The organism is Streptomyces cirratus (genome assembly GCF_014650775.1).
GTDB lineage: Bacteria > Actinomycetota > Actinomycetes > Streptomycetales > Streptomycetaceae > Streptomyces > Streptomyces cirratus.
This window is the reverse complement of sequence record NZ_BMVP01000011.1, coordinates 37,675-48,611: the sequence shown is the minus strand read 5'-3', so window position 1 is coordinate 48,611 and position 10,937 is coordinate 37,675. Positions and strand designations below refer to the sequence as shown.

At 72.2% G+C, this 10,937-nt stretch carries 8 protein-coding genes; 6 read left to right on the top strand and 2 right to left on the bottom strand.

What is annotated here, in order from left to right; all coding sequences use genetic code 11:
* Window positions 1-7: 7 nt before the first annotated feature.
* Complete coding sequence (locus tag IE207_RS23755) at window positions 8-3,352, bottom strand: S41 family peptidase (RefSeq protein ID WP_190186317.1); 3,345 nt, start codon at window positions 3,350-3,352, stop codon at window positions 8-10.
* A gap of 137 nt (window positions 3,353-3,489) precedes the next feature.
* Between IE207_RS23755 and IE207_RS23750 the strand changes: the two genes are divergently transcribed.
* The gene (locus tag IE207_RS23750; RefSeq protein WP_229873924.1) at window positions 3,490-4,095 is read left to right on the top strand and encodes a TetR/AcrR family transcriptional regulator; all 606 of its coding nucleotides are present in this window, start codon (window positions 3,490-3,492) and stop codon (window positions 4,093-4,095) included.
* A gap of 137 nt (window positions 4,096-4,232) precedes the next feature.
* Window positions 4,233-6,425, top strand: a complete 2,193-nt coding sequence (locus tag IE207_RS23745) for an MMPL family transporter (RefSeq protein ID WP_190186316.1) — start codon at window positions 4,233-4,235, stop codon at window positions 6,423-6,425.
* A gap of 100 nt (window positions 6,426-6,525) precedes the next feature.
* Here IE207_RS23745 and IE207_RS23740 read toward each other — a convergent pair whose 3' ends face one another.
* Window positions 6,526-6,912, bottom strand: coding sequence for an SsgA family sporulation/cell division regulator (locus IE207_RS23740; protein ID WP_190186315.1), 387 nt, complete (start codon window positions 6,910-6,912; stop codon window positions 6,526-6,528).
* A 181-nt stretch (window positions 6,913-7,093) separates the two neighbouring features.
* Between IE207_RS23740 and IE207_RS23735 the strand changes: the two genes are divergently transcribed.
* Genes IE207_RS23735 through IE207_RS23720 form a run of 4 tightly spaced genes read left to right on the top strand, consistent with a single transcriptional unit; the run spans window position 7,094 to window position 10,892 of the window.
* On the top strand, window positions 7,094-8,152 hold the full coding sequence (locus tag IE207_RS23735; protein WP_190186314.1) for an energy-coupling factor ABC transporter permease: 1,059 nt from the start codon (window positions 7,094-7,096) through the stop codon (window positions 8,150-8,152).
* Window position 8,153: 1 nt separating this feature from the next.
* Window positions 8,154-8,915: a cobalt ECF transporter T component CbiQ gene (gene cbiQ / locus IE207_RS23730; RefSeq protein WP_190186313.1), complete on the top strand. Its 762-nt coding sequence runs from the start codon at window positions 8,154-8,156 to the stop codon at window positions 8,913-8,915.
* Between the two features lie 2 nt (window positions 8,916-8,917).
* Complete coding sequence (locus IE207_RS23725; protein WP_229873923.1) at window positions 8,918-9,694, top strand: energy-coupling factor ABC transporter ATP-binding protein; 777 nt, start codon at window positions 8,918-8,920, stop codon at window positions 9,692-9,694.
* A gap of 28 nt (window positions 9,695-9,722) precedes the next feature.
* Complete coding sequence (locus IE207_RS23720) at window positions 9,723-10,892, top strand: serine hydrolase domain-containing protein (protein ID WP_190186311.1); 1,170 nt, start codon at window positions 9,723-9,725, stop codon at window positions 10,890-10,892.
* The last annotated feature ends 45 nt before the right edge of the window (window positions 10,893-10,937 follow it).

Genomic DNA, 10,937 nt, shown 5'->3' with positions numbered 1-10,937 from the left:
CGCATGCCTACGGCCTCGGCGGGAGTTTCGGGCGGCGCAGGTCCGGGACGTCCTCGTAGCCGGGCGGGACCGCCGCCGGGTCCTGCTCCAGCAGATCCAGCGCCAGGTGCACGGCGTCGTCCAGCTGCGCGTGCCGCCCCTCGGCCCAGTCGAGCGGGGTGCGCAGGATCGCGAGGTCCGGCTCGACGCCGTGGTTCTCCACCGACCAGCCGTACTCCGGGAACCACGCCGCGTTCATCGGGACGGTGATCACCGTCCCGTCGCCCAGGGTGTGCCGGCCGGTCATCCCGACCACCCCGCCCCAGGTGCGCTGGCCGACCACCGGGCCGAGGCCCAGCAGCTTGATGGCCGCCGTGATCATGTCCCCGTCCGAGGAGGTGGCTTCGTCGGCCAGCGCCACGATCGGCCCCCGGGGCGCGTTCGAGGCGTACGAGACGGGCTGGGCGTTACGGGTCAGGTCCCAGCCCAGGATCGAACGGGTCAGCTTCTCCACCACCAGCTCGCTGATGTGCCCGCCGGCGTTGCCGCGTACGTCCACGATCAGCGCGGGCCGTGACATCTCCATCCGCAGGTCCCGGTTGAACTGGGCCCAGCCCGAGCCGCCCATGTCAGGGATGTGGAGGTAGCCGCACTTGCCGTCGCTGAGCTCACGGACCACCGCCCGCCGCTTGGAGACCCAGTCCTGGTAGCGCAGCGGCCGCTCGTCGATGAGCGGGACGACCGCGACCCGGCGCGCCCGGCCCTCGCCCTCGGCCGGCTTGAAGGTCAGCTCGACCGTGGTGCCGCCCGCCGCCGACAGCAGGGGGTAGGGTCCCGCCACCGGATCGACCGGGCGGCCGTCGACGTGCGTGAGTGCGGCGCCCTCGCGGATGCCCGTACCGGCGAGCGGGGAGCGGGCCTTGGAGTCCGAGGACTCGCCGGGCAGGATCCGCGAGACGGTCCAGGCCCCGTCGCGGGGGACGAGGTTGGCGCCGAGGAGGCCGATGGCCCGCTGGTAGTGCGGGGGGCCCTCGTTGCGGCGCGCGGGGGACACGTAGGCGTGGGAGGTGCCGAGTTCGCCGAGCACCTCGCGCATCAGGTCCGCGAACTCGTCGGGGGAGGCGACCCGTTCGACCAGGGGGCGGTACTGGCGCAGCACCCCGTCCCAGTCGATGCCGCACATGTCCGGCTCCCAGAAGTAGGCGCGGATCAGCCGGCCCGCCTCCTCGAACGCCTGGCGCCATTCGGCGGCCGGGTCGACCTCGTGGAGGATGCGCCGGAGGTCCAGGTAGACGGTGGAGTCGCTGTCGCCCGACTCGGTCGCGGGGACCGCCCGCAGGTCGCCGTCGTCGTTGACGACCAGCCGGGTGCCGTCCCCGCTGACCGCGAACCAGTCCAGCCCGGAGGCCAGTTCGGTCTTGCGGGCCTTGGTGATGTCGAAGTACTCCAGGGTCGGTTTGCCGGTCGTGTCCGCCGGGTTGGCGAAGGTCTCGCCGAGCGCGCCCGAGATCGGCCAGCGCAGCCAGACCAGCCCACCGCCGTGCACCGGGTAGAGGGCGGAGTACTTCGACGCCGCCACCGGGAAGGGCGTCACCCGGCTCTCCAGCCCCTCCACCTCCACCGTCACCGCGCCGTCGCCCTCCCCCGACTCGCCTTCCACCGGGTCGAGTCCGCCGGCGGCGGGCCTGCCGTCGGGGGTGAACGCGAACGGCGAGGGGGTGGCCGAGGACAGCGGCACCAGGTACGGGCGGCAGCCCAGCGGGAAGGACAGGTCGCCGGTGTGCACGTCGTACACCGGGTCGAAGCCGCGCCAGGACAGGAAGGCGAGGTAGCGGCCGTCCCGGGTGAAGACCGGGTTCTCGTCCTCGAAGCGGCCGTTGGTGACGTCGACGACCGTACGGGGGCCGGGGCCGGCGATCCGCGCCATCTTGATCTGGCGCAGCGACCGCCCGATGCCGGGGTGCGACCAGGTCAGCCAGCAGCCGTCGGGGGAGAACGCCAGGTCGTTGACCGGTCCGTTGAGGGACTTGACGAGCTCGGTGACCTCGCCCGCCGACTCCGCGGAGCCTTCCGCCTCCGCCCCTTCCGCCCCCTCGCCGTCCTCGGCTTCCTCGGTGGCGTCGATGAGCAGCAGCCGTCCGTCGTTGGAGGCGATGGCCAGGCGCTCCCCGTCCGGGTCGGACACCAGTTCAAGGACCCGGCCGAGCTTCCCGGAGGCCAGCCGGCGCGGCTGCCGCGGCCCGGAGGCGCGGGGCAGGTAGGCGATCTCGATGGCGTCCTCGCCCTCGGCGTCCGTCACGTACGCGACCTGCCCGCCGCTGCCGAGCATCTCGGGCAGCCGCACGCGGACGCCCGGTGTGTCGGCGATGGTGCGGGCCGGTCCGTCGCGGTGGGTGAGCCAGTACAGGCTGCCGCGCACGACGACGGCGCTGGCCCGGCCGGTGGTGTCGACGGAGAGCGAGTCGACGTGGCTGGCGGCCGGTACCTGGTACGTACGCCGTCCCGCGCGCGGGCCGCCGAGGCGGACGTCGAGCCGCCGCGGTGAGGCGTCGGCGGCCAGGGAGTCGACGAGCCACAGGTCACCCGCGCACTGGTAGACGACCCGGGTGCCGTCGCTGGAGGCGTGCCGGGCGTAGAACTCCTCGTGGTCGCTGTGGCGACGCAGACCGGTGCCGTCGGGCAGGCAGGAGTAGAGGTTGCCGATCCCCTCGTGGTCGGAGAGGAAGGCGATCCGGCCGTCCACGAACATGGGCGAGTCGAGGTGGCCCTCGATGTCCTCCAGCAGCCGGGTGCCGTGCAGCCAGAGCCGGCCGGTGGCGCCGCCCCGGTAGCGCTTCCACGCCGCGGGCTCGTGCGGCGGCTTGCCGGTGAGCAGCAGGGTCCGCCGCTCGGGGGCGCCGTTCGCGCCCGGGACGTCCTGGACGGCGATGTCGGAGACCGGACCCCAGGGGAGCCGGCCGCCGGGGCTGCCGTCGGTGGGCAGGGAGTAGGCCCAGGAGTAGTAGGAGAACGGCTGGCCGTGCGAGGAGACGGCCAGGATGTCGCTGCGGCCTTCCTTGTCCGGCGGGGTCCAGCCGCAGACCCGGGTGTCGGTGGAGCCCCAGTAGCTCAGTCTGCGGGCGGGCCCGCCGTCCACGGGGGCGAGGTGGATCTCGGGGTCGAGGCTGCGCCAGGTGGTGAAGGCGATGTGGCGGCCGTCGGGGGAGAAGCGCGGGTGCCCGACCCGCGTCCGGTCGACGGTGATCCGCCAGGCCCGGCCGGCGGTGGCGCCGGGCGGGACGAGGGGCGCCACCCAGAGGTCGTCTTCGGTGGCGAAGCACAGGAGGTCGTCGTGCAGGTGCGGGTATCGGAGGTACGCGCCGTCGTGACTCACCCCCCAATGCTTTCCGCGCGGAGGGGCCCTGGCAACTCGTACAGGTGATCCATGCCACTTGTTCGATCGAAACGGAACGGTTTCGTTTCGATCGGCGCGGGGGTATGGTTCGAGGAGTACGAAACGGTTCCGTTCGGATGGGAGATGCGGAGATGCTCGAAGAGGTCTCGTCGCGGCGCACCCGGATCACCCCCGAACGGGAAGCCGAACTGCACGGGGCGGTCCTGGACCTCCTGCGCGAGGTCGGCTACGAGGCGCTGACCATGGACGCGGTCGCCGCCCGTACGAAGTCCAGCAAGGCGACCCTCTACCGCCAGTGGGGGAGCAAGCCGGAGCTGGTCGCGAAGGCCCTGCGGTGCACCCAGCCGGTCTCCCTGCGGGAGATCGACACCGGCAGTCTGCGCGGGGACTTCGCCCTCATGGTCGAGCACTCCGACGACGCGCAGATGGCCAAGGACACCGCCCTGATGCGGGGCCTGGCCCACGCCGTCCACGAGAGCCCGGAGCTCCACAAGGCACTGCGCGACCTGCTGGTGGACCCCGAGATCAACGGCCTGCAGGTGATGCTGCGGCGCGCGGTGGACCGGGGTGAGATCGCCCCGGACTGTTCGGCGCTCGATTTCGTACCGCACATGCTCATCGGGGCGTTCATCGCGCTCCCGCTGATCGAGGACCGCTCGGTGGACCGGGCTTTCCTCGGCCGCTTCATCGACGCCGTGGTGTTCCCCGCCCTCGGCGTCTGACCTCTCCGCCCACCCTCCCCGGGGTGGTCCGCTGCTCCTGACACGCCGCTCTCGTCGTCGGGCCGGCTCTCCATGCCCTCGGGGGGCGCCTCGCGGCGCCCCCACCCATTCCACGACCCGAACGGGAGAACCACGACGTGGCCACCTTCCTCTACCGACTCGGCAGGGGCGCCTTCCGGCGCCGTCGCTTCGTCGCCCTCCTCTGGGTGGCACTGTTGTTCGCCGCCGGCTTCGGCGCGGCGTCGGCGTCCGCCCCCACCTCAGGCTCGTTCTCCATACCCGGCACGGAGGCCCAGAAGGCCTTCGACCTGCTGGAGCAGCGCTTCCCGGGCATGACCGCCAACGGCGCGACCGCCCGCATCGTCATCAAGGCACCGGACGGCGCCAAGGTCACCGACCCGGCCCCCAAGGCCCAGGTCGAGAAGATCGTCTCCGGCCTCAAGGGCGGCGCGGGCGCCGACCAGATCGCCTCGGTCGACGACCCGTACCAGTCCAAGGCGATCAGCCAGGACTCCCGTACCGCCTACATCAGCACCAAGTACAAGGTCAGCGGCATGGAGCTGACCGACGCGACGCGCGAGGCGCTCAAGGAGTCCGGCAAGGACGCCCAGGCCGCCGGGCTGACCGTCGAGATCGGTGGTGACGCGCTGATGACGGCGCCCGAGACCGGCTCCGGTGAGGTCATCGGCATCTTGATCGCGGCCGTCGTCCTGGTCATCACCTTCGGTTCGCTGATCGCGGCCGGACTGCCGCTGCTGACCGCGCTGATCGGCGTGGGCATCGGCGTCTCCTCCATCACGGCGCTCGCCAACGTGCTGGACCTCGGCTCCACCACCTCCACCCTCGCGATGATGATCGGCCTCGCCGTCGGCATCGACTACGCCCTTTTCATCGTCTCCCGCTACCGCGTGGAGCTCGCCGAGGGCCGTGAGCGCGACGAGGCCGCCGGCCGGGCCGCCGGAACCGCCGGTTCCGCCGTGGTGTTCGCCGGTCTGACCGTGGTCATCGCCCTGGTGGGCCTGGCCGTCGTCAACATCCCGATGCTGACGAAGATGGGCTTCGCGGCCGCCGGCACCGTCGTCATCGCGGTCCTCGTCGCCCTCACCCTGGTCCCCGCCATCCTCGGTTTCGCGGGCAAGAAGGTCCTGCCGGCCGGTACGAAGAGCCGGCTCTTCGGCAAGGGCAAGCCGGCCGGGGCCGAGCCCAAGGCCAACGGCGGCACCCGCTGGGCCCGCTTCGTCCTGCGCCGCCCGGTCCTGGTGCTGCTGGCCGGCGTGATCGGCCTCGGCGCGATCGCGATCCCGGCGGGCAAGCTGGAGATGGGCCTTCCTGACGACGGCGCCCAGCCGGTGTCCACCAGCCAGCGCCGGGCGTACGACCTGCTGTCGGACGGCTTCGGCCCGGGCTTCAACGGCCCGCTGATGGTGGTCGTGGACGGCGACAAGGCGCTCGCGGACAAGACGGTCGACCGGATCAAGGGCCTGGACGGCGTGGCCGTGGTCACCCCGCCGATGCCCAACAAGGCGGGCGACGCGGCGATCATCAACGTGATCCCGAAGGACCGCCCTTCCTCCACCGAGACCGAGAAGCTCGTCCACACCATCCGCGACGGCAGCGGCGACGACGTCCTCGTCACCGGCGCGACCGCGATGAACATCGACTTCTCGCAGAAGATGAACGACGCGCTGGTCCCCTACCTCGCACTCGTCGTCGGTCTGGCCTTCCTGCTGCTGATGCTGGTGTTCCGCTCGGTCCTCGTGCCGCTCAAGGCGGCCCTCGGCTTCCTGCTGTCGGTCGTCGCGGCCCTCGGCGCGGTCGTCGCGGTCTTCCAGTGGGGCTGGCTGGGCTCGCTCTTCGGGGTGGAGCAGACCGGGCCGATCATGTCGATGATGCCGATCTTCATGGTGGGCGTCGTCTTCGGCCTGGCGATGGACTACGAGGTCTTCCTGGTCACCCGGATGCGTGAGGCGTACGTCCACGGCGAGCGCCCGGGGCAGGCCGTCGTGACCGGCTTCCAGTACAGCGCGCGGGTGGTCGTGGCGGCCGCCGTCATCATGATCGCGGTGTTCTCGGGCTTCATCGGGGCCAGCGAGCAGATGGTCAAGATGATCGGCTTCGGCCTGGCCGTGGCGGTCTTCTTCGACGCCTTCGTGGTCCGCATGGCCATCGTCCCGGCGGTGCTCGCGCTGCTCGGGCACAAGGCGTGGTGGCTGCCGAAGTGGCTCGACCGGATCCTGCCGAACGTTGACGTGGAGGGCGAGAGCCTGCGCAAGCACCTCGGGGAGTCCGCGCACGGTCCGGACAAGGACCGGGAGCTGGTCAACGCCTGACGTTGCTCCGCACGGGTGAACGGCGCCCGGGTGAACGGCCGGCCCCGCACCGCCTGATCGCAGGTGGTGCGGGGCCGGTCCGTTTCGCGCGTGCGGGCGGCTACCGGGCGGACGCGAACGTACGGCGCAGGAAGCGGCGCAGCGCGGCGCTGTCGAACTGGACGACGGCCACGCCCTCGGGGGCGTGGAACTCGACGATGACCTGCACCCGGCCGCAGGGCCAGACGCGTACGTCACCGGTCCCGCTTGGGGCCAGCAGGCCCGCCTCCAGAAGGGCCCGGGGGAAGACCCACTCGTTGTCGGTGCCCTCGGGGGAGACCCCGGCGGGGAAGACGATCCGGACGGCGAGCGGCTCGTCGGAGACGAAGCGCAGGGCGACCGGGATGGCACGGTAGAGCGGATCGTCGGTGATCACGCGGGCGCGGACCCGTTCCTCGACTGCGGTCGTGGTGGCGGTCGCGTGGGGATTCTCGGCGGTGGTTGACATCTCCAAGACTCCTCCAAATCGGGACATATGGGTCCGTATTCCCTCTAGCCTCGCACATTTCCACGAATCCGCCCGCTTCTATTTGTGCGGTGGACGCTCTTGCCAACGGTTTGCAACTGGGCACTATTCTTGAACGGTTAAAAACTGTTGCGAGTCAACCGCAGGAAGCGGAGCGAAACCCATGCACGTGCCCGACGGCTTCATCGATGCCCCCGTCTCCGTAGCCGCAGGTGTCGCAGCCGCCGGAGCGGTGGCCGTCAGCCTCCGCGGCGCCCGCCGGGAGCTCGAAGACAGCGCCGCGCCGCTCGCCGGGCTGGTGGCGGCCTTCATCTTCGCCGTGCAGATGCTGAACTTCCCCGTCGCCGCAGGCACCAGCGGACACCTGCTCGGCGGCGCGCTCGCGGCGATACTCGTCGGCCCCTACACCGGTGTGCTCTGCGTGTCCGTGGTGCTGTTGATGCAGGGCGTGCTCTTCGCCGACGGCGGTCTGACCGCCCTCGGCGTCAACGTCATGAACATGGCCGTCGTCACGGTCGTCGTCGCCTACGCCGTGTTCCGCGGCCTGGTGAAGGTCCTGCCCAAGACCCGCCGCTCGGTCACCGCCGCCGCCTTCACCGGCGCCCTGCTGTCCGTCCCAGGCGCGGCCGTCATGTTCACCCTCTTCTACGCCGTCGGCGGCACCACCGACGTACCGCTCGGCAAGGTGTTCACCGCCATGGTCGGCGTGCACGTCCTCATCGGCATCGGCGAGGCGGTCATCACCGCCGCGACGGTCGGCGCGGTGCTCGCCGTACGACCCGACCTGGTGCACGGTGCGCGCGGACTGAGCACGCCGCTCAAGCTGCGCGTCGGCGGTGAACTGGTCGACGCCCCCGCAGCCGCCGCCCCTGTCGCGCCCGTCGCCGGTCCCCGCTCCACCAGGCCGGTGTGGATCACCGGCCTGGTCACCGCCCTCGTGCTGGCCGGTTTCGTCTCCTACTACGCCTCCGCCAGCCCCGACGGCCTGGAGAAGGTCGCCGCCGACAAGGGCATCGACCGCAACGAGCGGGGGCACGCCGCGGCGGGCTCCCCGCTCGCCGACTACAGCGTCAAGGACGTCCCCGACACCCGTCTCTCCGGCGGCCTCGCGGGCGTCATCGGCGTCGGCGCGACCGTCGCCGTCGGCACCGGGATCTTCTGGATGGTGCGCCGCCGCCGCGCGGACGAGCTGACGGCCACCTCCACCTCCGTTGCAGGCTGACATGGGCGCCGGCCACACCCACAAGCTCTACCGCCACGGGCACTCCGCGGTGCACGCGCTGCCGCCGCAGTGCAAGCTCGCCGCTGCCTTCGCCTTCGTGGTGGTCGTCGTCTCCACACCCCGCGAGGCGGTGTGGGCGTTCGCCCTCTACGCCGTCCTGCTCGCCGCGGTCGCGGCAGCGGCCCGGATCCCGGCCGGCTTCCTGCTGCGGCGGCTGCTGATCGAAGTACCGTTCGTCGCCTTCGCGGTCCTCATGCCCTTCGTCGCGCAGGGCGAGCGGGTCGGGGTGCTCGGTGTGTCGCTGAGCGTCTCCGGCCTGTGGGGCGCCTGGAACGTGCTGGCCAAGGGCACCCTGGGCGTGGCCGCCTCCGTGCTGCTCGCGTCGACGACCGAACTGCGGGCGCTGCTGCTCGGCATGCAGCGGCTGAAACTGCCCCCGCTGCTGGTCCAGATCGCCACCTTCATGATCCGGTACGGCGACGTGATCACCGGTGAGCTGCGGCGGATGTCCATCGCACGGCGCTCGCGCGGCTTCGAGGCGCGCGGCGTCCGGCACTGGGGGGTGCTGGCCAAGACCGCCGGCTCGCTGTTCATCCGCTCCTACGAGCGCGGCGAGCGGGTCTACCTCGCGATGGTCAGCCGTGGCTACACCGGCTCGATGCCGGTGATCGACGACATCGCGGCCTCGCGCGCCCAGTGGGCGCACGCGGCCGTGCTCCCGGTGACGGCCCTCGCCGTATGTCTGATGGGATGGACGCTGTGACCATGGACGTTGTGACCACCGAAGCACCCTCCCTGGAAGTCTCCGGCCTGGCGTACGCCTATCCCGACGGGCACCAGGCCCTCTTCGGCGTCGACCTGACCGTCGGGCGCGGGGAACGGGTGGCCCTGCTCGGCCCCAACGGCGCGGGCAAGACCACCCTCGTACTCCACCTCAACGGCATCCTGGGCGGTGGCGTCGGCACGGTGAGCGTGGCCGGGCTGCCCGTGGAGAAGCGGAACTTCGCCGAGGTCCGGCGGCGCGTCGGGATCGTCTTCCAGGACCCCGACGACCAGCTGTTCATGCCGACCGTGCGCGAGGACGTGGCCTTCGGCCCGGCGGCGGCCGGGATGCGGGGCGCGGAACTCCAGGCCCGGGTGGACGAGGCGCTGGAGCAGGTCGGGATGTCCGCCTTCGCGGACCGGCCGCCGCACCACCTGTCGTTCGGGCAGCGCCGCCGGGTGGCGGTGGCGACCGTACTCGCGATGCGGCCGGAGATCCTCGTACTGGACGAACCCTCCTCCAACCTCGACCCGGCGTCGCGGCGCGAGCTGGCGGACATCCTGCGCTCGCTGGACGTGACGGTGCTGATGGTGACGCACGACCTGCCGTACGCGCTGGAGCTGTGCCCGCGGGCGGTGGTCCTCAGCGAGGGGGTCATCGCGGCCGACGGACGCACGCAGGACCTGCTGTGCGACGAGGAGCTGATGCGGGCGCACCGGCTGGAGCTGCCGTTCGGCTTCGACCCGCGGTCGGTGACGCTGCCGGTGGCCGCGGCATAAGTACCTCCGGCCGGTTGTTGGACCGCGCGTGGACATCCAGGGTGAGGTGGCGGAGGGCTTCGAGCCCGTCCGGGACGCTTTCGTACGCAACTTCGAGGTGCTCGGGGACCGGGGCGCGGCCGTCGCCGTGTACCGGGACGGGCGCCGGGTCGTCGACCTGTGGGCCGGGACGAAGGACGCGGACGGCGGCGGGCCCTGGGAGGCGCGCACCGCGCAGGTGGTGCGGTCCGCGACCAAGGGCGTGGCGGCGGCGGTGCCGCTGCTGCTCCACCAGCGGGGGCTGCTGGACCTCGACGCGCCGGTGGGGGCGTACTGGCCGGAGTTCAAGGCGGGCGGCAAGGACCGGACGCTGGTCCGGGACCTGCTCGCCCACCGGGCGGGGGTGCCGGCGCTGGACCGGCCGCTGAGCCCGGCCGAGGCCGTCGACGGGGTCTCGGGGGCGCGGGCGGTCGCCGGGCAGCAGGCGTTCTGGGAGCCGGGCACGGAGCACGGCTACCACGCGCAGACGTACAGCTGGCTGCTGTCGGAGCTGATGCTGCGGGTGACCGGGATTTCGATCGGGGCCTGGCTGGCCCGGGAGGTCACGGGGCCGCTGGGGCTGGACTTCTGGATCGGCCTGCCGGAAGCGGAGGCGGAGGCGGGGCGCGTGGGGCGGGTCGGTCCGGTGGAGCCGCCGGAGCCGGCGGGGGTCCTTCGGACGCGTCCGCGGCGAAACGTTTCACAGGCGTACGCGGACCCGTCCTCCCTGACGCGGCGCGCCTTCGCGGCGATAGCCCCGCTGCCGGACGAGAACGCCCCCGAGTACCGGGCGGCGGAGCTGCCCGCCTCGGCGGGGATCGGGACGGCGCGGGCGCTGGCCGGGTTCTACGCGGCGCTGCTGGGTGACACCGAGGACGGCGCGCGGCTGTTCAGCCCCGAGACGGCGGCGCTGGCTTCCCGCGAGCTGTCGTCGGGGCCGGACCGGGTGCTGGTGGTGAACACCCGCTTCGGCCCGGGCTACATGCTGCACGGCCCGGCCTCACCGCTGCTGTCCCCGTCGTCGTTCGGCCACCCGGGCCGCGGCGGCTCGTTGGCCTTCGCCGACGCGGAAGCGGGCATCGGCTTCGGCTACGTCACGAACGCCCTGGCCAAGTCGGTCACCGCGGACCCCCGTCCCCAGTCCCTGATCCGCGCCCTCGCCGCTTCGCTGTCGGCCTGACATCCAGCGCCGCCGCTGCCGGGCGTCACGGTGCGGGAACCGGAC

Coding starts and splice junctions, on each gene's coding strand:
- IE207_RS23740 (WP_190186315.1), bottom strand. CDS start 6,912: ATGTCAACCACCGCCGAGAATCCCCACGCGACCGCCACCACGACCGCA.
- cbiQ (WP_190186313.1), top strand. CDS start 8,154: ATGGGCGCCGGCCACACCCACAAGCTCTACCGCCACGGGCACTCCGCG.
- IE207_RS23750 (WP_229873924.1), top strand. CDS start 3,490: ATGGGAGATGCGGAGATGCTCGAAGAGGTCTCGTCGCGGCGCACCCGG.
- IE207_RS23735 (WP_190186314.1), top strand. CDS start 7,094: ATGCACGTGCCCGACGGCTTCATCGATGCCCCCGTCTCCGTAGCCGCA.
- IE207_RS23725 (WP_229873923.1), top strand. CDS start 8,918: ATGGACGTTGTGACCACCGAAGCACCCTCCCTGGAAGTCTCCGGCCTG.